Consider the following 22482-nt stretch of genomic DNA (forward strand, 5'->3'; position numbering starts at 1 on the left):
CTCTCCCACCTCGACTTGGCGTCCCTGTGCCTCGGCGTGCCGACCCTGGCCAACGGCTTCATCGACATCGACATGAAAATCATTGTCCGCGATTCCGGCCTCGGCCAGCGTCGGTGCGAGCGGGCCATCAGGCAGATTAAAGAAGCCGGCTTCTCGACCAGCTCCACCTGGAAGCTGACGCGGAAAAGCTCCTCAGGACCGTCTTTGGCGAAGTCGATTGATCGGTCGCAAGCCCTCTCACCCAACTCATTCAAACAATTCGGCATGGGTGCCCGCGCGAACGAAAACAATCAGGCTGTTGGACGATGCTTCCGCGAGTCGGTAGGCAAGCAGAAAATCTCCGCCGACGTGACATTCACGATATCCCTCCCAAGTACCTACGAGTGGGTGATCGGACCATTCAGGTGCGAGCGGCCCGTCATTGGCAATCAGCAACAGCATGACTTCCTTGAGTCGCCGCATATCGTATCGGCCTGAACGCTCCAACCGCTTCCAATCTTAGAGGAAGGGCTTCGTATAATCGGCCGCCCTCGGCAGTGGAGCCCGTTTACTGCTGGCCGGCTTCTTCGATGGCATTGAACACTTCCGCAGCACTCTGGAAACGCGCGCGGCGAGTCTTAACAGAGGCCGTCCCAGGTTTCCCTCGCAAGACAAGAGTCGAACGGGTATATAGACGACAAGCACGGAGAAGTTCGCATCATGACAAAGAAAAAGGCCGTACCGGGGCCGCAGCCGCAACACGCCGCCCAGCCAATGATCGACAAGGCCGAAACGAAATCAGCCCCGGGGCCCGAGGCGCGTTTTCCTATCGTGGGCATTGGCGCCTCGGCCGGGGGGTTGGCGGCTTTTGAAGCCTTTTTTTCCGGCATGCCCGCCGTGTCCGACCCGGGAATGGCTTTTGTCCTGGTGCAGCATCTGGCCCCTGACCACAAGAGTCTGCTGACCGAACTCATCCGCCGCTATACCCGGATGCAGGTCTTCGAGGTCGAGGACGGGATGGAGGTGCAGCCCAACTGCGCCTATATCATTCCGCCCAATCGCGACATGGCCTTTCTGAGCGGCAGGCTCCAGCTTATGGAACCGGCCGCCCCCCGGGGGCAGCGCCTGCCCATCGACTTCTTCTTTCGCTCCCTGGCCCAGGGGCTGCGCGAGCGGGCCATCGGCATCGTGCTCTCGGGCACCGGCAGCGACGGCGCCCAGGGCGTCCGGGCCATCAAGGGCGAGGGGGGCATGGTCATTGCCCAGACTCCCGCCACGACCGAGTACGACGGCATGCCGCGAAGCGCCCTCGCCACCGGCCTCGTGGACTATGCGTTGCCGCCGGCCGAGATGCCCGCCCAGATCAGCGCCTATGTGGCCCACGCCTTTGGCAAGCCCCCGCAGACGGTGGCCGCGCCAAGGCATGCGACCGAAAACGCGCTGCGAAAAATATGCATCCTGCTGCGCGCCCAAACGGGGCACGATTTTTCCCAGTACAAACCGAGCACCATTCATCGCCGCATCGAACGGCGCATGGCCGTGCAGCAAATCGCCGAGCTGGATGCCTATATTCGGTATTTGCAGCGGAACCCGGCAGAGGTGGAAGCGCTTTTTCGTGACCTGCTCATCGGCGTGACCAGCTTCTTTCGCGATCCCGAGGCGTTCAAGGCAGTTGAAGCGCAGGTCATTCCGAAGCTTTTTGCCGGCAAGCCCGCAGGTTCCCTGGTCCGCGTCTGGTCAGCGGGCTGTTCCACCGGAGAAGAAGCCTATTCCATCGCCATCCTTGTGCAGGAGTATCTGGAGACGACGCCGCAACGTTACGTGGCGCAGGTTTTTGCCACCGACATTGACAGCCAAGCGATCGCCACGGCCCGAGCCGGACTGTATCCGGCAAGCGTTGCCGACGATGTCTCGCCGGAACGGCTGGCCCGCTTTTTTACGGCCGAGGCCGACGGCAGTGCGTACCGCATCCACAAAAGCATCCGCGACATGCTGGTTTTTTCCGAGCAGGACGTGATCAAGGACCCCCCTTTTTCCAAACTCGACTGCATTCTCTGCCGCAATCTCCTCATCTATATGGGAGGGGAACTGCAGAAAAAACTCATTCCCCTGTTTCATTACGCATTGGCTCCCGGAGGTTTTCTCTTTTTGGGCACTTCGGAAACGGTGGGGGATTTTGGGGACCTTTTTGCCGTCCTGGATCGCAAGTTGAAAATATATCAGCGCAAGGATGACTTGTATGGCAGACAACTCCTGGGTGTGGGCCGGTTTCTGCCCCCCCTTATGGCGCTGGACGCCTCGCTCCCCCGGCCCGCCACCAAGGAAGCCGATTCCGCGAAACTGCCCTTGCGCGAACTGACCGAACAGGCTCTGCTGCGAGAGATCGCCCCGTCGGGCGCGCTGATAAACGCCCGTGGCGACATCCTCTATCTTCATGGGCGCACGGGCCAATATCTGGAGCCCGCGCCGGGGGAAGCCGGCGTCAATAACATCCTCAAGATGGCGCGGGAAGGGTTGCGTCGGGAATTGAGCACGGCCCTGCACAAGGCCCGGTCATCCAGGGAAACCGTACGCAGCCAGGCGCTTCGCGTGAAAACCAATGGGAACTTCACGCCGGTCAACCTGACGGTTTGCCCGGTGGCGTCAGGCCAGTCCGTGGCTCTTGACGCGCCCCTTTATCTGGTCATCCTGGAGAGTCTGCCGCATTTGGAGCATGAGCAAACGCAACAGCCAGTCCTCCCGGAATCCGGCGAAGGGGCAGGCGAACGGGGCAAGACGCATGATGCCGGTGTCACGGCGCTGCGACAGGAACTGCGCGCCAAGGAAGAATATCTCCAGACAGCCATCGAGGAGCTGGAGACATCCAATGAGGAACTCAAGTCATCCAATGAGGAAATGCAGTCCATAAACGAAGAGCTGCAATCCTCAAATGAAGAACTCGAGACGTCAAAAGAGGAATTGCAATCTGTCAACGAGGAGCTGGCAACCGTCAATGCTGAACTGCAAAACAAGCTGGTCGACCTGTCGCAGGCCAATAATGACATGAGCAACCTGCTTGCCGGGACGGGCATCGCCACAATTTTCGTGGACCATCGACTGTGCATACTGCGTTTCACACCGGCCGCCACCCGGATCATCAACCTGCTCCAGGTGGATATTGGGCGGCCTGTTGGCCACATCGTCTCCAATATGGTGGGTTATTCCAACTTGGTCGTCGACGTGCAATCGGTGCTGGCGACTCTGGTCCCCAAAGAGTTGGAAGTGCAGACAGCGGAAGGGAAGTGGTACACGATGCGGATTCTGCCCTACCGAACACTGGACAACGTGATCGAGGGGGCGGTGCTCACCTTTGTCGATATCACCGAGATGAAGAGATCCCATGAACTCGTGCAGAAAGCCAACGATCAGCTTCGGTTGGCTAGTGTTGCGCGTGATTCGCAGGAGGCCATTGCAGTACTCGATTTGAACGGATATATCATAGCATGGAATCCTTCCGCGCAGAGACTATTCGGTTGGGCTGAAAGCGAGGCACTGGCCATGAATATCCGTGACATGATGCCTGAAAACCTGCGGGAACAAGAAATGAAAAACATGTATCTGATCGCCACGGGCGATATGCCAAAGCCTTATGCGTCACAGCGTATAACCAAAGAGGGGCGGGTTGTTCATGTATGGCTGACGGTTGGCTCCCTTATCAATGAGGCCGGCCACGTCTACGCCATGACGACGGCCTGTCGGGGCTCTCACACGAGGCTGGAAACATGAAGGATAAACTGCGAATTCAGGCCGAGTTGTTGGCCGAGGCAGGCAAGGCTGAGACTGGAGAGAATTTTTCTCGGGAGGAAATACGGCAAGCATTTCACGAGCTTCATGTTCACCAAATTGAATTGGAAATGCAAAACGAGGAACTTCGCCGGGCCCAGGTGGAACTGGAAGCAGCCCGGGCGCGCTACTTTGACCTCTATGACTTGGCTCCGGTCGGATACTGCACGGTCAGCGAGCCAGGGCTGGTCCTGGAAGCCAATCTCACTGTCGCAACGATGCTTGGTTTGAACCGAGATGCGTTGGTCGGGCAGCCTTGGACCCGTTTTGTTCACAGGCAGGATCAGGACGTATACTACAAGCGACGCAAAAAGCTTTTTGAGACCTCCGTGCCGGCCGCATACGAATTGCGCTTGCTGCGAAAAGACGGGACCGAATTCTGGGCGCACCTGGCGGCCACCATCGCCCAGGATGCCGAAGGCGCTCCCGTATGCCGCATCGTGGTGCATGACATCACGGCGCGCAAGCAGGAGGAACAATTTCGGGAGAACGTCGAACGCATCATTAAGCATGACATCAAGGGCCCCCTTATCAACCTTTTCAGCCTGGCACAGTTGGTCATGGATGGGGTGAACGATATTTCCATGATGCAGGCCTTTCCCCAAATCATGCTCGGCATTCGGCAGGTGATCCACCTTATCCATTCCGTCGAGCCGTTACGGCAAATGGAGAGAGGCGAGTACACCCCCGCCAAAGAGTCGATCGAAATCTATCAGATTCTCGGCACCGTGAAAGAATCCCTCGCAGTATTGTCCTCACAGGACCAGGTGGGCATCGTTCTCCAGGCGACGGCTTTGGATTGCTCACCCGGAGAGGCTCGGCTCTGCGGGGAAGCCTTTCTCATCGAAGACATGTTCATGAATCTGGTGAAAAATGCCGTGGAGGCCTCGCCCCCGAAGGGGCGGGTGACCGTCACCTGCCAAACGGTGCCGGGTGCGCTACGCATTATCATCCACAATGCCGGCGCGGTGCCGGAAGCCGTCCGGGACCGGTTCTTCGAGAAGTATGCCACGGCCGGCAAGGTTTACGGCACGGGTCTGGGGACATACAGTGCCCAACTCATCGCCAAGGCGCACGGCGGCCGCATCGAGCTTGCCACCTCCGAGGCCGAAGGGACCACGGTGACCGTCGTGCTTCCCTGCTCCGCCGCTTAGCATTCCTGCGGCCTGAGCGCCGGCCAGTGAGCCGGGCCGCCAACACAGCCGGAAGCCTTTCGCTGCACGCCCCGCATACCAGTTTTTACGACCGAGAACTCCACAGGCGTGTTTTCCGGGAGTGTTTGTGACTTGTTCATGGCTCGATTCCTTTCGCCAATCCAGACAGTAAAGTCCCAAAAGCCCCGGGACGACGTGGGATCCATGAATATAACAACTTATAGTGCAGTCATATCGAAGCGAAATGATAGTCTGCAATGCCCAGAATTTCGATTTCAATAAGTTTGCATCTTGAGTAACTATATAATAAATTACAGTCATTAGCCAATGATAGTTGGAATTTTATTCCATAACCGCAGCATAAATTTCAAAAAATACATCGTGACAATATTCGATCATGTCTTATTATATTGGATGCATAAACGACAGATACGTATTTGCCGTAACGATCTTCCAGCCCAGGTGCGTATCGATGCGCCACCATTTTAGGGAAAGCGGCGTTATCGAGAAATGCCGCAATAAGGAGTTGATATTTTGGATCAAAAAATATTCGAGTCACCTGCCCCCGAGGTGTGTGCCAGCAAGATTTTCGAGGCCAGCGGCGCCAAATTCGATGCGGACGTCGCGACCGACCTCTGGCAGAAAATCATGCAACACAAGTGGATCCTGTCCGAAAGGCTGAACCGGGATGTCGGATTCAGGATCGCCTGCAACGACTTCCTCGAAAATATCGGAACGGACGAGGAACTCGCCACGCACAACCAGGAAAAACTGCTTGTGCAAATGGGAGCACGCACCATCAGCCGGGACATCTGGGACACCATCTCCGACACCCAGCCACCCAAGCAGCTGATTCAAAAAAGGATTGTCCTCCCCTTGATTGAAGGGGACCTCTCACGGAAGCACGGCGTCATCCCGCCCAAGACCATCATATTTTTCGGTCCTCCCGGCACGGGCAAGACCCACTTCGTCAAGGCCATGGCCGGAAGGCTGGCCTGGTGGTTCATTGAAATCGCGCCGAGTATGCTCATGATCGACGGCGTGGACAGGATAGGGGCGCACCTACGCGAAATAATGGAAAAAGTACGCGGCCTGGATGAAGTCGTCCTCTTTATTGACGAGTTCGAGGAGTTCGCCGGCAGTCGGGATAGTGCCAACCGGGTCGACAGGTCCATTACCAACGAATTTCTCAAACAGGTGCCGCTTATAAAAAGCCAGGGCAACAAGGTATTGCTCGTGTGCGCGACCAATTATATCCGTCAGCTGGATGCCGCCCTGCTGCGGCCCGGACGCTTCGATTGCATCATTCCGGTGGGAACCCTGGATGACGACGGAAGAAGAACCATTCTCGAATACTATTTGGCGAAGATGAACACCGGGATTATTGATATGGACCGCATCGTGCCCTTGACGGTGAAGTTCACTCCGGCGGACCTCGAATATCTCTTCCAGATCGTCGCCCAACATGCTTTTGAAATGGAATGCGAGAGCAGGAGCAATATCCCGGTGACGACGGACATGATCACCGAGGAAATCGCCGCCTTCAGACCGTCCCTTACGGAAGCCATGGTCGAGGAATTCAAGGAAGACGTCGCCACCTATTCGCGGGTCTAACGCGCCTGAAACATCGCGGGCGGCCTCCTCGAATTTCGTACGGGAGAGGCTGCCTGACAATGCAAAAACGCGCTTCCTGCTGCCGGCAACGCATCACCCCAAGCCCAGGGCATACTTCTGAAGAGTCTTCCCGTCCCATCCTTTTCACCATTTCAAGGTTCGGGCGACGACGTGTCGTCCGCCTCATTTTGGGCATCGAAAAATATTTCGAGGAAGAGAAACGAGATGCTGAGCGCCAAAGGTCCATACAAGAGACCAAGGGGGCCAAACATCAGCACCCCGCCGATGATGGAGACGAAAACCCAGACCAGGGACATGCGCGCCGTGCCGCGCATGAAAAGCGGGCGCACGACGTTATCGACCGAACTGACGACCAGAAGCCAGTAGAGCGCAAGGAAGATCGCCATTTTGACCGAGCCTGTGGCGATAAGGGAAATAATCGCCGGAAGCATGATCAGGCTGAGTCCCACAACGGGTATCAGCGATGCAATGACCGCGACGGCCCCCCAGAGCAGCGGACTTATCCCCGCGATCCAAAGCCCGATGCCGGTGACCACCCCGATGGCGACGCTGGTGCCCAGCCCTCCCAGGAGCACGGCCTGGGACACCGCCTTGAACCGCGCGATGATCGCGTCTTCCTGATCCCGCCGCAGCGGCGACGCCTTGCGCAGCAACTCCGTGAGACGTTCCCCTTCGGCCAGAAGATAAAAAAGGAACATGACCAGCACGAGCAGTTGCAGCCCCATGCTGGCAACCCCTTTGCCGGCCGAAAGGAACCACAGGCCGATGTCCCCCCCGGAGGACAAGGCCAAGGTCTCGATTTTGCGCAAATCGATTGAGGATACGTCAAGGTAGCCTTTGGCCCAGTTCGGCAGGGGAAGGGCGTGGATCCAGGCCACGGCTTCGGTAAGCCCGCCGGTCCGAAACCAGGTGATGGTCGTGTGAATGAACGTGACGGCCTCGCTGGTCAGCAGGGTCACCAGCCCGGCCAGCGGCAGAAGCACGAACAGGATTGTCAGCAGGGTCAGGATGGTTGCGGCAAGGAACCGGCGCGTTTGGACCGGGCGGGGCAGGTGCCTCCGCAAGGGGTGTACCAGGGTGGCCAGGACCAGGGCGAGAACCATGGCATGCCTGAATGGCCACAGGAGTGTGCCCATGATCGCGATGGCCGCCAGGAAGATGGCCAGAAGAAAAGGCCGATAGAAGTCCGGTGATGGTGCCATGTTTTTCGCCAGTGGCATTTATGTCCCGCATCGTCGCAGGCGGCGTCTCCGGTCCCGGGGAGTCTCGTGAAACGGGAGGACCACCGGCGCGACTACTTCCCGATACGGAAGTCAAAGTGCTCGGCGCCGATCATGCCGGCGCCAGTACCCGAGAATCCGGCGGTGACGAACTCGAAGGAGCCAAGGCGGCCGTCTTCGCAGGTGACCGTGCCATTGCCTTTCTGCTGGGACGCATGAACAAAATCACCCTTGCAGATCACGCCCTTGTTCGTCGTGAGGGTCAAATTCCCATCGCCCCAAAAATGCACCGTCGCCTTCCCGGTGAAGGTCTCGGTGCTGTTGAGCACCGCTCCATGGATAGGAAGCGTCATTGCATGTGCAGGAAATATCAAGACAAGAAACAGGATTGCGAAAGCAGCAGCCAGCTGGGAACAAAGTTTGAATAAGTTGTACATGGCGGCCTTTTTTTAAAATATTTTTTAAAAACCATTTCACGAGCGTTTCTCAAGAGAATGGTCTAGAGTTTTTTTGCTACTTTTACTATATATTACATTATAATATTTTGTCCATCCTGCCTGGATATCTTTGCGGCATTCTTCCGAGGCCTCCTAAGGGACGATTTGCGCAAAGACGCCCCGTCCCTGGGGAGGCTCATCCCGAAGCTCCGCAAGAAGCGCGGGGAAGAGCCCCTTTCCCGTGGGTATTCCCCTGAGCGACGGGCACAGACGCCTTAAACGGCGCTGCCGTCAGCGTACATCCACCGCGACATGGTGTTCCCGGCGGTCATCCGCCAGGGGGATCAGGCCCTGCGCACGTCCAACTCCCGTCTCGATCGTTTCGTTGACCATGACGCCGTCCAGCGTCACCTGGATTTTCCGCCTGGCCTTTTCGCCAAGACGCCTGACCGTGATATGATACACGGTTTCGCGGTGGCGGTAGTGGATTTTGTAGGAATCCCAATGCGTCGGCAGGCACGGCGCGATGCGCAGCCGGTCCACCTCCAGGGTAAGGCCGAGCAGCGTTTCCACGGTCAGCCGGTACATCCAACCGGCCGCCCCGGTGTACCAGGTCCAGCCGCCCCGACCCGTGTGGGGCGGCGCGGCGTAGAGGTCCGCGCTCATGACGTACGGCTCGACCTTGTAGCGGGCGATGGCCTCCGGAGAATTCCCGTGACTGACCGGGGTAAGCATGGAGAAGTACTCCCAGGCGCGTTCCCCCTCCCCAAGCCGGGCCAGGGCCATGGCGGCCCATATCGCGGCATGGGTGTATTGGCCGCCGTTTTCCCGCACCCCGGGCACGTAGCCCTTGATGTAGCCGGGGTCGAGGTCCGAGGCGTCAAAGGGCGGGGCGAGCAGCTTGATGCACCGTGCGTCGCGGTCCACGAGACGCTCGTCCACCGCCGCCAGGGCCTGCCTGGCCCGTCCGGGATCGCCGCCGCCGGACAGGACCGCCCAGCTCTGGCTGATGGAGTCGATCTGGCAGTCCACGTTTTCCGACGAGCCAAGCGGCGTGCCGTCGTCGAAGTAGGCCCGGCGGTACCAGTCGCCGTCCCAGGCCTGGGCCTCGATGTTCTCGCGCAACCGGGCGGCCTGCACGGCGCATGTCTCCGCCATGGCCGCGTCCCCCCGGCCGCGCGCCAGACCGGCGAACAGCTCCAGGTTCTCGAACAGAAACCAGGCCAGCCAGACGCTTTCGCCCCGGCCGCCCCGGCCGACGCGGTTCATGCCGTCGTTCCAGTCGCCGCAGCCCATAAGCGGCAGGCCGTGCGCGCCGAAACGCAGCCCGTGGCGGATGGCCCTCGCGCAATGCTCATAGAGGCTGGCCGTTTCCGACGAGCGTTGCGGCTGATCGTAATACGACTCCTCGTCGGGATCGAGTTCGCGGCCTTCCAAAAACGGCACGACCTCGTCGAGGACGCCCGTGTCCCCGGTCGTCAGCACGTACCGGGCGGTTGCGTAGGGCAGCCACAAATAATCGTCGGAGAAATGGGTGCGCACGCCCTGGCCATTGGGCGGATGCCACCAATGCTGCACGTCGCCCTGGAGGAACTGTCGCCCGGCGCAGCGCAGCAGCTGTTCGCGGGTCAGCCAGGGCGCCGCATGGACCAGGGCCATGGTGTCCTGCAACTGGTCGCGGAATCCGTAGGCCCCGCCGGACTGGTACAGGCCGCTGCGGCCCCAGAGCCGGCACGACAGCGTCTGGTAGAGGAGCCAGCCGTTGGCCAGCACATCGAGTGCGGGATCGGGCGTCTCCACGTTGACCGCGCCAAGGGTGCGGTTCCAGTGTTCCCACACCGTTTCCAGGGCCTGGCGCGCCCCGGCCGGACCGCCGAAGCGTTCGATGAAGTGCCGCGCCTCGTCGGCATCCCCGGCCGCGCCGAGGAGGAAGACGATCTCCCGCTCTTCTCCCTCGGCCAGTTCGAGCCGGGTCTGGAGGGCGGCGCACGGATCGAGGCCGGCCCCGGTCCTGCCCGAGAGAAACTTGCGGCCAAGGGCGGCGGGATTATTCGGGCTGCCGTTTCGGCCGAGGAATTCGGTCCGGTTTCCGGTCACCGTGCGTTCCCGCTCGCTGACCTGGGCAAAGACGATCCGGCCGCCGCATTCCCGGCCGTAGGCGTTGCGGGCGAAAACCGCCCCGGTCAGGGGGTCCTTTTCGGTCACGATGTGCGGGATGTTGGTATGACGCCACTCCCCGAGCACCAGTTCGAAGTAGCCGGTCAGCGACAGGCGGCGCGGCCGCCCAGAATGGTTGCGCAGCCGCGCCACCAGGAATTTGACCGGCGCGTCCATGGCGACATAGGTGGAGAGTTCCGAAAAGATGCCTCCCTCGTCATGCTCGAACACGCTGTAGCCGAAGCCGTGCCGGCAGACATAGCCGGACCGGCCTCGGGCGGGAAGTCCCGTCGGCGACCAGAACGCCCCTGTCCGCTCGTCGCGCAGGTAGAGCGCCTCGCCGCCGGCGTCGCCGACGGGGTCGTTGCGCCAGGTGGTCAGCCGGAATTCGTGGGCGTTTTCCGCCCAGGTGTAGGCGCTGCCGCACTCGCTTGCGACCGTGCCGATGTGGGGGCTGGCGATGACGTTGACCCAGGGCGCGGGCGTGGTCTGGCCGGGCTCCAGGCTGATGACGTATTCGCGTCCGTCGGGCGTAAATCCTCCCAGGCCGTTTTCCAGAATGCGTTCGCGCGCGGGAAGCATCCCGACCGGTTCGGGGGGCTGTCGTGATGAGGTTTCCAGTCGTTGCGGCAAACGCCTGGCCGGCGGGCGGCGTTCCACCTGCTCGGCCAGGGTCTCGGCGGAATCGCTCAGCACGACCCGGGCGACCGTCTGGAAAAGCACCCGGTCCTCCTCGGAGAGTTCTTCGGCCCGGCGTACGAAAACCCCGCCCGGCCGGTCGATGACCGCCGCTTCGGGCCCGGCGTGGACAAGCCCCATGATCCGGTCGTGAAGCGCCGCCCGGTAGCCCGAGTAATCCTCGTTTACGATCACCAGATCCGAGGCCAGTCCCTTCATGCGCCAATAGGCATGGGCCGCGAGCATCTGCGCGACCAGATCGATGCGGTCGCTGTCGCCGATGCGAACCAGGACGATCGGCAGGTCGCCGGAAATGGCGAAACGCCACAGCCCGGACTGGCCCAATTGGTTTCTGGTGATGACGCTTGGCGCGGCGCGGTGCAGGGCGTTGCCGAAAACGACGCAGGAGGCCAGACGTCCGTAGACCTGGGCGTCGGCTTCGGCCGCACCCAGGTGGCGCAGCGCCTCCTGGCTTTGAAACCAGGCCATTTCAAAGGCCCGCTCGACGAAGTGCCGGTCGCCATACTTGTCGATGACGGCCAGGGCGGCCTCGCGCGTGTCCGCGACGCCGGAGATGATCTGCACGGTCACCGCGGCGTCGGGGGACAAGGGTATGGCGCGACGGATGGCGACGATGGGATCGAGCACCGCGCCGGCGGTATTGGAGAGCGCCTGCGGGCTGCCGTCGCCGGACAGGGCCAGGGGATTGGCCGCCGTTCGCCCCCGCCCGATGAAGGCGGCACGGTCGGTCTCGTAGGAGGGTTCGCCGGCGGCCACGCCGGGAGCGGCGAAGAGGTGGAACAGCCACGGCGTCCGTTCGTCCGGCGTGCGCGGCCGGCGCGTGCACAGGATCGCCTGCCGGTCGGGCAGAATCTCGGTCTGCACGAAGAGGTTGCTGAAGGCGGGGTGGGACAGGTCGGCATTTTGCGGGGCGAGCACGACCTCGGCGTAGCTTGTCACCTCGATCTGCCGGGGATGCGCGGACAAGTTGGTCAGCGTGAGCCGACGGATCTCGACGTCGTCCTCGGGCGAAACGCTGATCTCGGTGTGGGTTTCGATGCCCTGGTCGCGTCGCCGGTATTCGGCCCGCGCCTGCACGAAGGCCGCCTCGTAGCGTTCGGCCGGGCGCAGCGTCGGCTGGTGGGCGCTGGACCAATACCGCCCCGAGTCGCGGTCGCGCAGATAGATGAACGTGCCCCAGTCGTCGCAGGTGGCGTCCTCGCGCCAGCGGGTGACGGCCAGATCCTGCCAGCGGCTGTAGCCGCCGCCGGCGCTGGTGGCCATGACGTGGTACCTGCCGTTGGAGAGCAGATGGACTTCGGGCAGGGGCGTATCCGGGTCGGTGAAGACGCGCATGATCGCGCCCGCTTCCGTGGCCGGCGGACGGGCGGCGGCGCTCACTTCGGCGGTGTGCGGGTGCAGCGTGGCTTCGTTTTTCGGCACCCGCTCCTGCAGAAGCGACTGCGTCGCCCGGATGGAGGGCGCGGCCATGAACCGGCGTTGCATCGGCTCGTCCAGCAAGACCTGGGCGAAAGCCAGCAGACTCATCCCCTGGTGGTGCGCCATGAAGGCGCGGATGACGGCGTGATTTTTTCCCCGGGGCACGCGCGCGGGGGTGTAATCGATCGCCTCGTAGAAGCCGTAGACGCCCTGGAAGCTCTCGGCGGCAAGGCGCTCCAGGTTGCGGCAGGCTTCCCGTGGCGCCACGAGCAAGGCCAGGGCGCTGGCATAGGGCGCGATGACCAGATCTTCGCCGAGCCCCCGCTTGAAGCCCAGGCCGGGCACGCCGAATGCCCGGTACTGGTAGGCCTGGTTCAGGTCCACGGCGTTGTAGCAGGATTCGGAAATGCCCCAGGGCACGGCGCGCTGCCGGCCGTATTCGATCTGGCGCGACACGGCGGCCTGGCAAGTCTGTTCGAGCAACGTATTGGCATAGCTCGGCATGACGAGTTGCGGCATGAGGTACTCGAACATCGAGCCGCTCCAGGAAATCAGGCTCGGGTCGCCGCCATGGCTCGTCAGCAGGCGGCCCAGGGAAAACCAGTGCTTCTGCGGCAGCTGCCCTTCGGCAATGAGCAGGAAGCTGGTCAGGCGCGCTTCCGAGGCGAGCAGGTCGTAGCAGGATGGGTCGCGCCGGCGTTCGCCCACGTCGTAGCCGATGGCCAGCAGGTCGCGCGACGTGTCGTAGAGAAAGGTGAAATCCATGGTCGCCAATTCGTGGCAGCGTTCCAGCAAGTCGTCGATGACGCCAAGGCGTCGCCGGGCTTCCCGGGCCTGGGGGGGCGTTTCGGCGGTGAGCGCGCCCTCCCCGGCCAAGGACGCCAGGGTCGGGTTGTGCTCGCGCGCTTCTGCCCCTGGCGCAAACAAGCGGAGCTCTTCGCACAGGGCATGGACCTGCCGGTTGAAGGCTTGCACCCAATCATGCAGCGCGGCGTCGGCGGCGTCGTCCCGGGGCAGTGCGGCCAGCAGGCCATTCCCCATGGCCGTGAGCGCCGCCAGGACCGCGCCGACGGCCGTCAGGTCGCCTGGTGGGCCCTGCTGCCTGGCGTCGCGTAGCGCGTCTTGAAGCTGCGCCACCTGCCTGGCGATATCCGGAGCGCGCGAGGCGGAGACGTGTTCGGCCAGCACCCGCACGGTATCCTCGAGCCCTGCCAAGGCTCGGGGGGACAGCACCGGCCGGTCCTTGAGCTCGGCCAGTCCCGCCTGCAAGGTAAGCAGGCAGCCGGCCAGATTGCCGCTGTCGACTGTGGAGACGTATTGGGGACGAAGTGGGGCGAGTGAGCGCGTGTCGTACCAGTTGTAGAAATGGCCCCGGTAGCGTTCCAATTTTTCCATTGCCGCCAGGGTGGCCTCGGTACGGCGCAGCAATTCTCCGGTGCCAATGTACCCGAAATCCCAGGCGGCCAGATTGGCCAAAAGGGACAGGCCGATATTCGTCGGCGAGGTGCGCGAGGCGAGCATCTCCGCCGGGTATTCCTGAATGTTGTCGGGCGGCAGCCAGTTGTCGCGCGGGCCGACGAATTGCGCGAAGAAGTGCCAGGTGCGCCGGGCCGCTCCCCGCAAAAACGTTCGCTGGTCAATGGTCAGCACTTGTACCGGGGCCGTAAGCGGCCGGCTGATCCACCAGGCCACGACCGGCGAGACCAGCCAAAGGAGCAGGACGGGCGCGCAGGAGAGCAGGACCGCCGGTTGGCCAAGCGTCAGCGCCAAGGCCAGGACCGAGGCCAGGCTCGGCGCGAACCACATCTCCAGGGCAAAATCGGCCAGGGAGCGGCGTGCGTTGCGCCGCGCATAGGCCGGTCCGTGCCACAGCAGGAGGCCGCGCCGCGTGAACAGCATGCGCAGGCCCGAGCCGGCGATCGCGTCCAGGCAGACAAGCGCCTCGTAGGGCAAAAAGGCCAGGGTCAACAGCGTCAGCAGCAGCGGGCGGCCGGCCGATTTGCCGGTCTGGCGCAACTGCGCCAGCCAACCCCGATCCCCGGGCTTGCGCACGAGTTCGAGCAAGGCGCCCGGCAACACGGGCAAAAAGACCACCCCCACGACCAGCAGCGTCCAGAACCAGGCCGGCCCGGGCCCAAAGAGCCAGCCCAGGACCAGCAAGGCGCACAGCGAAGGCGCGACGAGACTGCGGCGCAGGTTGTCGCACAGCTTCCACACCGACAGGGCCGTCAGCGGATTGGGTTGTCGCCGCGCTTTTCCGCCGCCAGTTCCGGCGGGCCCGGGCACGCGCGGCATAAGCCAACCGGCCAGTTGCCAGTCGCCCCGTATCCAGCGGTGCCGCCGGCTGACGTCCATGGCGTAGCTGATCGGGTGTTCCTCGATGAGGTCCACGTCGGTCACCAGGGCGGAGCGGGCATAGCCGCCTTCCAAAAGGTCGTGGCTCAGGATGAGGTTTTCCGGAAAGCGCCCGTCCACGGCCTGGCGGAAGGCGTCCACATCGTAGATGCCCTTACCGATGAACGATCCCTCGCCGAAAATGTCCTGGTAGGCGTCGGACACCTCGCGGGTATAGGGATCGATGCCGGCCTCGCCCGCGAAAAGCTTCGTGAAACGAGACTGCCCGGCGCTGGCCAGACTGATGGACACGCGGGGTTGCAGGATGGCGTGCCCGCAGACGATGCGCCCCTTGGCGACGTCGTAGACCGGACGGTTGAGCGGATGGGCCATGTTGCCCACAAGCGCCCGGGCCGCGTCCCGGGGCAGTTGCGTGTCGGTGTCCAGGGTGATGACGTAGCGGATCGAAGAGAGGATGGACGCATCGCCCACGATCTCCGAGAAAGCGGACGCGGCTTCCCCCCGCAGCAGGGCGTTGAACTGTTCGAGCTTGCCGCGCTTGCGTTCGTGGCCCATCCAGGTCCGCTCGGAAGGGTTCCACTCCCGGGGCCGATGGAACAGGAAGAAGACGCACGGCCGGTCGTCGCGGTAGGTGGCGTTCAGGGCCATAAGCGCCGCGCGGGCATGGGCGAGCGAGGCGGCGTCGTTTGGCAGCACGCGCTCGGGCGCATCGGGGAAATCCGTCAGCAAGGCGAAAAACAGATTGGGGTCGCGATTGCCGAGGTAGCGGATCTCCAGGGCTTCGACCAGGCTGTCGATGTCTTGGGGGGAGCCGAGCAAGGTCGGAACGACCACCATGGTGCGGTGCTCGGCCGGGATGCCTTGGGAAAAATCCAACCGGGGCAGGGTGCGCGGCGGCAAAAGCCAGGTCGCGGCCAGGTTGACCAGCGGGACGGCCAAGGCCGAACCGCCGAGCGCGCCGGTGATCGCGACAAGCCAATACTGCCAGTCTCCCGGCGCGAACCCGCCGAAAGCGGTCAACGCGACCCAGACTGTAAGGCTGGTCAGCAGCAGGATGGAACCGAGGTACAAGACCAGACGGACCGTCCGGTGCATCCGTCCTGCCCGGGCCGCCAGCGACAGGCGGCACTCGACCGCCCGTTCCAGCAGGGGGCGTCCCTTGTCGAGCAGGTAGTAGCCGACATGGGCGGTGCGGTCGTCGGCGCCGCGGCGCTGCGCCGCCGCGCGCGCCAGCAAAAGGACCTGCCGGGTCACCGCCAGTTCGCTTTGTGAACTGCCCCTGGCCACCTCCTCGACGACATGCCGGTATCGGTCGCGGGTGGCGAAATCCTGGAGGGCGTGCATCCCGGCCGGATCCTCGCGCAAGGTCTGTTCGACGAGGCTTAAGGACTCGACGTATTTCTTCCAGTCCATGGCCCCGATGAACCGCAGGCTGCCGATGCTGTTGGCGATGGAAAGCTGGTTGGTCGCGGCGGTCCGGCCGGCCGCCTCGGACAGTTGGGTGGCGGTCACTCCCTGTTCGAGGAGTTTTTGGCCGATCCAGGTCTGAATGAAGGCCATGGAGGCTCCCTGGGTATGGAGCCGGGCATGGAATTCCTCCACAAAGGCCGCGGTCAACGGCACATCGGCGTTGGCGAATTCGGCCAGCAGCAGGATAAGCTTTTTCGGTTCCTTTTCCGCCGTGGCCTGCATGCGTTGCGCCCAGAAGATGGCCGCGTCGCGTTCCTCGCGCCGACGCGCGATGCGGATCGCGATGCGGCGGATGTTTTCCAGCAGCGCGAGCTGGAGCATGATCGGGAAGGCCCACAATTCGCCCAGCATCAAGGGTGTGGCGGTCTGGTAGGCGGCAATGAACTGGGTGGCGTTGTCGTTGTCGACGCGGCCGTCCATGTGCGAGATCAGTTCCAGCGCCAGGTCATAGATGCGGGGGAATCCGGCCGACGGCCCCTCGGCCAGTCGCGGCAACTGCCGGCTGTAGCCTCGGGGCAGATGCCGGCGGGCCAGACTGATCTGCTGCTCGATGAGATAGAAATTATCGAGCAACCAGGCCTCGGCCGGCACGACCCGCCCCCCCGGCATGGCCGTGACCGTCACGATGTCGTAGGCCGCCCGCAACGCCCGCGCATTGTCCGCGAGCCGAGGCAGCAACATGTCCGGACCGGGGTGCGGATCAAGGACGTGCAGGCCGGCCAGTTTGACGGCGTGAAGCGTGAGCTGCTTGAGACTATACAGTTCCGAGCGCAGCAACTCGGTATTCTGATCGTTACGCAGGGCGTGGCGCGCCCGGGTTTTCAATCCGAACTCTTTCATGCGCATGTGCATTCCTTGATCGAGCCCGAGATCTTGCGCGCAGGTGTGGCCTCCCGTCATCTGTTTGCGGCGATCTTAAGCCTGGTTGTCACCCTTGTATTTGGTCTCAACATTCGGTGAGATTGCTGTGCGTTATTGCCAAGAGACCGAGGCGCGCGCTCCTGCGACGCTGGCACAAGGCACCACGCGTCCTCGGCCGTTGCTCCCTTTGGCCGCTCCTGCCTCACAGGGGATGGGAGGTGTTCTCCAGAGGCTCGTCGGCCCACCCATCCTTGGCCTGCAAGGCCCGCTTGGCGACTAACTGAAAGTGCCGGCCGAGGATGGCCAGTTCCACGGCTACGGGCAGGGCCTTCCGCTTGGTCAGGGCTGTTTTTATAATGAGCTTCCAATACCCGAACCTGGCCCGGGACAGGATGCCGATGCGCCACAGGCTCTTGAGAAAGGCGCGGAGATCGCTCCAGACAAGCTTGCCCCGGGCTGTCGGATTGTAGTTTTTTAGAAATGTATTGATACGGTCATAGTAATACTCGGGTGCGTAAAGCGTGGACAGAAGGTTTTTGTAGCCGTTGATCAGGGTTTCGCGGCGCATGATCGGGATGAAGTTCAGGCTGGCGTCCGTGTTCTCGCCCGTGGCATTGCCAAGGAGCCGGTTTTCGGCCTTGAGCCGGCTCCACAGCCGTGTCTTGGGCATGGCGGTAAGAATGCCGACCATGGCCGTGACCACCCCGATTTTCTGGATGAAGCGGATTTGCTGTTCGAAGATGCCTTCCGTGTCGCTGTCGAACCCGACGATGAACCCGCCCATGACCTGTAAGCCGTTTTGATGCAGGATCTTGATGGCTTGGGGGAAATCAATGGCCACGTTCTGCTTTTTGCCGCATTCCTTGAGGCTGTCCGTGGAAGGCGTCTCGATGCCGATGAAGACCTTATGGAAATTGGCCTTGCTCATCATACCCACCAGTTCGCCATCCCGGGCCAGGTTGATGCTTGCCTCGGTCATGAATTTGAAGGGATAGCCATGCCGCGTCTGCCAGTCGATGAGCCGGGGCAGGAACTGCTTCACCGAGGCGATATTGCCGATGAAATTGTCGTCCACGATAAAGACCGGGCCGCGCCAGCCGGCGTCGTGAAGGCTTTCTATTTCATGCAGCATCTGGTCGGGGGATTTGACCCTGGGACGTCGGCCGTTGAGGACCACGATGTCGCAAAACTCGCAATCGAACGGGCAACCGCGTGAGTATTGCACGGACATGGTGACATAGTCCCGGAAGTTGATCAGATCCCATTGCGGGATGGGCGTGCAGGCGATGTCCGGCCGCTCGGAGGTGGTGTAAAGAGGCTTGGGCGCTCCCCGGCGCAAGTCCTCGAGAAAGAGCGGCAAGGTGGTCTCGGCTTCGTTGAGGACGAAATGGTCCACGCCCTGGAAACGCTCGGGTTGGGCGGTAAAGGCCGGTCCGCCGGCCACGATGCGTTTCCCCATGGCCTTGGCGCGGGCGATGACGTCCTTGGCACCGGCTTCCTGCACGACCATGGCGCTGATAAAAACCATGTCCGACCAGGCCAGGTCCTCGTCGCGAAGGGGCGCGACGTTGGCATCGACAAGTCGCTTGTCCCACTGCGCCGGCAGCATGGCGGCGACCGTCAGCAGGCCCAGCGGCGGAAAGGCCGCTTTTCGGGAAATAAACGGCAAAATATGTTTGAAGCTCCAGAAGGTGTCTGGATAAACTGGATAAACCAGAAGAGTTTTCATGATGTATCATCCCCCGCCCGTTGGCATGTGTCACATCCGAGTCCGGCACTTCCTTCATGTATAGCGCAAAAAATAAAAAAGTTCTTTAACAATTATTCTCACCGCTCCTTCCTGTGAAGCCTCGTTCTGCGATACAACTTGTCGATTTTCATAGACAAATAGTTCTCTGGACTTGAGGCTGCAACATAACTGTCTGACGGCACTGGCGAATATGCCGACTTATAAAGACACCTTCCCTATGTCACTCTAAGAGCACGTGGTCAGTCGCTTTCAAATTGGTCTTCTCGCCGGTTTATGATTTTGGATGACCCCGGCCGGCTTACCGTCCAGGTAACCCACGTACGCACCGTCCAGCTTGACATTTGTCCCGTCCAGCAGCGACGTCCGGTGAATCTTTCCGCCCATGACTGGGGCCTGGCCGTCAAGGTCCAGGCCGGACGCCTTGAGATCCGACCGCGTCCCCCATCTGTTCACAAAGCACGGCCAAACGCCGTCCGCTTCCACGCATCAAATGCACGGCGCGTTGACAACCCCTTGGAGAAAAAGTAGATAATTGAGTAAGTCTGGATTTTTCAAGACATTGGGGGGCACATGAAAAAAAGTGTGGTCGTCGCGCTCGTTGCCCTGGCGTTGCTTGGCATCGCGGCGTCGCTTGCCGGTTGCAGCGAGATGGTCCTTCTCCATCCCAAGGGACCCATTGGCGATTCGCAGCGGCGGTTGATCATCGTGGCCTTTGTCCTGATGCTGCTGGTCGTCGTGCCGGTCATCGTCATGGCCATCTGGTTCCCGCTGAAGTACCGGGCCTCGAATCCCAAGGCGAAATACGATCCCAAGTGGACCCACAGTGGCCGGATCGAAACCGTGGTCTGGCTCGTGCCCCTGGCCATCGTGCTGGTGCTCTCGGTGATCACCTGGCGCGAGACCCACCGCCTCGACCCGTACCGCCCCCTCGACGTCGGGGTCGCGCCGCTGCGCATCGACGTGGTGAGCCTCGATTGGAAGTGGCTTTTCATCTACCCCGAGCAGGGTATTGCCGTGGTCAACGAGCTGGTGTTCCCGGCCCGGGTGCCGCTGAGCTTTCGGCTCACCTCGGACACGGTCATGACGTCCTTTTTCATCCCCCAGCTTGGCAGCCAGATTTACGCCATGGGCGGCATGCAGACGCGGCTGCACCTCATGGCCGATGTCGAGGGCGTGTACGCCGGGCAAAACCAGCAATTCAGCGGTCGCGGTTTCTCGACCATGACGTTTGCGGCCAGGGCCCTGTCACAGCAGGACTTCGAGGCCTGGGTGCAAAAGGTCAAGGCTTCGCCTGACAAGCTCGATATCGCTCGGCTCGACGCCCTGCGAAAGCCAAGCGAGAAGGTCCCCGTCCAGTTCTTTTCCTCGATCGCCCCGGGGCTTTTCGAATACGTGATGCACAAGGCCGCGCCCATGGCCCCCCATTACGGCGATATCATGATGCACGCCCAGGGGCATGGCGGACACGGCCAGCCCGATGCCGCACAGGAGCGTTGACATGCTTGGAAAACTGACTCTCGCCGCGATCCCTTACCATGACCCCATCGTCATGGGGGCGGTCGTCGGTTCCGTGCTGCTTGGCCTGCTCATCCTCGGGCTCATCACCTACTTCAGGAAATGGCCCTACCTTTGGCGGGAGTGGCTCACCAGCGTCGATCACAAGCGAATCGGCGTGATGTACATCATCGTGGCCCTGATCATGCTGTTGCGGGGCTTTTCCGACGCCATCCTGATGCGCTCCCAGCAGGCCATCGCCATGGGCGCCTCCCAGGGGTTCCTGCCGCCCGACCACTTCAACCAGATTTTCAGCGCCCACGGCACGATCATGATTCTTTTCATGGCCATGCCCTTTCTGACCGGGCTGATGAACATCGTGGTGCCGCAGCAGATCGGGGCCCGCGACGTGGCCTTTCCGTTCCTGAACGCGGTGAGCCTGTGGCTGACCGTGGCCGGGGCCTTGCTGGTCATGGTCTCGCTTGGGGTGGGGGAGTTTTCCAAGGCCGGCTGGTCGGGCTACGCGCCCCTGACCGAACGGGCTTTCAGCCCGGGCACCGGCGTCGATTACTGGTTGTGGTCCCTCCAGATCGCCGGCGTGGGTTCGGTTCTGACCGGCGTCAACTTCCTGGTGACCGTCCTTATGATGCGCGCCCCGGGACTGAGGCTCATGCGCCTGCCGCTTTTCACCTGGACGTCGATCTTCACTAACGTGCTGCTCATTTTCTCCTTCCCGGTCCTGACCGTGGCCCTGGCCCTTGTCGCGCTCGACCGGTACCTGGGCATGCACTTTTTCTCCAACGGCTTCGGCGGCAACATGATGCTCTATACCAACCTCTTTTGGACCTGGGGCCATCCCGAGGTGTACATCGTCATCCTGCCGGCCTTCGGCGTTTTTTCCGAAGTCGTGGCCACCTTTTCGAGCAAGCGCATCTTCGGCTACACCTCGCTCGTCTATGCCACGGCCGCCATCATGTTCCTGTCGTTCGCCGTGTGGGTGCACCACTTCTTCACCATGGGCGCGAGCGTCAACGTCAACATCTTTTTCGGCATCTCCACCATGCTCATCGCCATCCCCACAGGGGTGAAGGTCTTCAACTGGCTTTTCACGATGTATCGAGGCCGAATACGCCTGACCACGCCGCTGTACTGGACCATCGGCTTTTTGACGACCTTCGTGCTCGGCGGCCTCACCGGCGTCCTCATGTCCATTCCGCCGGCCGACTACGTGGTCCACAACAGCCTGTTTCTCATCGCCCACTTCCACAACATGCTGATCCCGGGCACGCTGTTCGGCTTTCTGGCCGGCTACGTCTACTGGTTCCCCAAGGCCTTTGGCTTCACCCTTGACGAAACCTGGGGCAAGCGCACCTTCTGGTGCTGGTTGATCGGCTTCTACCTGGCCTTTGTGCCGCTTTACATCCTGGGTTTCATGGGCATGCCCCGGCGCCTGCAACACTATGACAACCCGGCCTGGCAACCGCTGCTCATCATCGCGGCCGTGGGCACGCTGATCATTTTATGCGGCATCGGCTGCATGCTGATGCAACTCGTCGTGAGCCTGAAAAACCGCCAGGCCAATCTGGACGTGACAGGCGATCCCTGGGACGGCCGCACCCTGGAGTGGGCCACGTCCTCGCCGCCGGCCATCTACAACTTCGCCACCATCCCCGTGGTGCACGACATCGACGCCTTCTGGGACATGAAGGAAAAGGGCATCGCCTATGCCCGGCCGGACCATTATGAAGACATCGAGATGCCGAAGAACACCGGATACGGCTTTATCATCGGCATTCTCGCCTTTCTGTTCGGCTTCGCCATGATCTGGCACATCTGGTGGCTGGCCCTGACCGGCCTGCTCGGCATCGTCGTGGCCGTGATCGCCCGGGCCGGCGATGACGACATCCACTACGTCATCCCCGCCGCCGAGGTCGAACGCATCGAGAACCAGCGCCGCCAAGCCATGGCGGCCGCGCCGGCGGGTTCGTAAGGACCATGCTTCCTACCGGGATCTTTTACGAGGTGACACG

10 protein-coding genes are annotated in these 22482 nt (G+C 61.9%); 5 read left to right on the forward strand and 5 right to left on the reverse strand.

The window, feature by feature from the left end; all coding sequences use genetic code 11:
• Positions 1-246 precede the first annotated feature (246 nt).
• Positions 247-462: a type II toxin-antitoxin system YafQ family toxin gene (locus tag DESFRDRAFT_RS23245; RefSeq protein WP_199533111.1), complete on the reverse strand. Its 216-nt coding sequence runs from the start codon at positions 460-462 to the stop codon at positions 247-249.
• A 237-nt stretch (positions 463-699) separates the two neighbouring features.
• Between DESFRDRAFT_RS23245 and DESFRDRAFT_RS08135 the strand changes: the two genes are divergently transcribed.
• From DESFRDRAFT_RS08135 to DESFRDRAFT_RS08145, 3 genes are all read left to right on the forward strand, one after another.
• A complete protein-coding gene (locus DESFRDRAFT_RS08135) occupies positions 700-3744 on the forward strand; it encodes a chemotaxis protein CheB (RefSeq protein WP_005992895.1) in 3045 nt (1014 codons plus the stop codon).
• Complete coding sequence (locus tag DESFRDRAFT_RS08140) at positions 3741-4955, forward strand: PAS domain S-box protein (protein ID WP_005992896.1); 1215 nt, start codon at positions 3741-3743, stop codon at positions 4953-4955. The genes DESFRDRAFT_RS08135 and DESFRDRAFT_RS08140 overlap by 4 nt, the downstream gene beginning before the upstream one ends.
• 534 nt (positions 4956-5489) lie before the next feature.
• Positions 5490-6569, forward strand: a complete 1080-nt coding sequence (locus tag DESFRDRAFT_RS08145) for an ATP-binding protein (protein WP_005992898.1) — start codon at positions 5490-5492, stop codon at positions 6567-6569.
• 152 nt (positions 6570-6721) lie between these two features.
• Here the strand turns inward: DESFRDRAFT_RS08145 and DESFRDRAFT_RS08150 are convergent, their stop codons facing one another.
• The 4 genes from DESFRDRAFT_RS08150 to DESFRDRAFT_RS08165 form a co-directional block, all read right to left on the reverse strand.
• The gene (locus DESFRDRAFT_RS08150) at positions 6722-7792 is read right to left on the reverse strand and encodes an AI-2E family transporter (protein ID WP_144004976.1); all 1071 of its coding nucleotides are present in this window, start codon (positions 7790-7792) and stop codon (positions 6722-6724) included.
• A gap of 92 nt (positions 7793-7884) precedes the next feature.
• Positions 7885-8247, reverse strand: a complete 363-nt coding sequence (locus DESFRDRAFT_RS08155; RefSeq protein ID WP_005992901.1) for a hypothetical protein — start codon at positions 8245-8247, stop codon at positions 7885-7887.
• Positions 8248-8538: 291 nt separating this feature from the next.
• Positions 8539-17193 carry a GH36-type glycosyl hydrolase domain-containing protein gene (locus DESFRDRAFT_RS08160; RefSeq protein WP_005992903.1) on the reverse strand — a complete coding sequence of 2885 codons (8655 nt, stop codon included), beginning with the start codon at positions 17191-17193 and terminating at the stop codon, positions 8539-8541.
• A gap of 217 nt (positions 17194-17410) precedes the next feature.
• Positions 17411-18937, reverse strand: coding sequence for a B12-binding domain-containing radical SAM protein (locus DESFRDRAFT_RS08165; RefSeq protein ID WP_005992906.1), 1527 nt, complete (start codon positions 18935-18937; stop codon positions 17411-17413).
• A 591-nt stretch (positions 18938-19528) separates the two neighbouring features.
• Between DESFRDRAFT_RS08165 and cyoA the strand changes: the two genes are divergently transcribed.
• Complete coding sequence (gene cyoA / locus DESFRDRAFT_RS08175) at positions 19529-20455, forward strand: ubiquinol oxidase subunit II (protein ID WP_005992908.1); 927 nt, start codon at positions 19529-19531, stop codon at positions 20453-20455.
• Position 20456: 1 nt separating this feature from the next.
• Complete coding sequence (gene cyoB, locus DESFRDRAFT_RS08180; protein WP_005992909.1) at positions 20457-22442, forward strand: cytochrome o ubiquinol oxidase subunit I; 1986 nt, start codon at positions 20457-20459, stop codon at positions 22440-22442.
• The last annotated feature ends 40 nt before the right edge of the window (positions 22443-22482 follow it).

The sequence above is a fragment of the Solidesulfovibrio fructosivorans JJ] genome (genome assembly GCF_000179555.1).
Classification (GTDB): Bacteria; Desulfobacterota; Desulfovibrionia; order Desulfovibrionales; family Desulfovibrionaceae; genus Solidesulfovibrio; species Solidesulfovibrio fructosivorans.

Bases quoted from the DNA above. Each gene is read 5' to 3' on its own strand.
- DESFRDRAFT_RS08135 (WP_005992895.1), top strand. From the start codon at position 700: ATGACAAAGAAAAAGGCCGTACCGGGGCCGCAGCCGCAACACGCCGCC.
- cyoA (WP_005992908.1), top strand. From the start codon at position 19,529: ATGAAAAAAAGTGTGGTCGTCGCGCTCGTTGCCCTGGCGTTGCTTGGC.
- cyoB (WP_005992909.1), top strand. From the start codon at position 20,457: ATGCTTGGAAAACTGACTCTCGCCGCGATCCCTTACCATGACCCCATC.
- DESFRDRAFT_RS08140 (WP_005992896.1), top strand. From the start codon at position 3,741: ATGAAGGATAAACTGCGAATTCAGGCCGAGTTGTTGGCCGAGGCAGGC.
- DESFRDRAFT_RS23245 (WP_199533111.1), bottom strand. From the start codon at position 462: ATGCGGCGACTCAAGGAAGTCATGCTGTTGCTGATTGCCAATGACGGG.
- DESFRDRAFT_RS08155 (WP_005992901.1), bottom strand. From the start codon at position 8,247: ATGTACAACTTATTCAAACTTTGTTCCCAGCTGGCTGCTGCTTTCGCA.
- DESFRDRAFT_RS08150 (WP_144004976.1), bottom strand. From the start codon at position 7,792: ATGGCACCATCACCGGACTTCTATCGGCCTTTTCTTCTGGCCATCTTC.
- DESFRDRAFT_RS08160 (WP_005992903.1), bottom strand. From the start codon at position 17,193: ATGCGCATGAAAGAGTTCGGATTGAAAACCCGGGCGCGCCACGCCCTG.
- DESFRDRAFT_RS08165 (WP_005992906.1), bottom strand. From the start codon at position 18,937: ATGAAAACTCTTCTGGTTTATCCAGTTTATCCAGACACCTTCTGGAGC.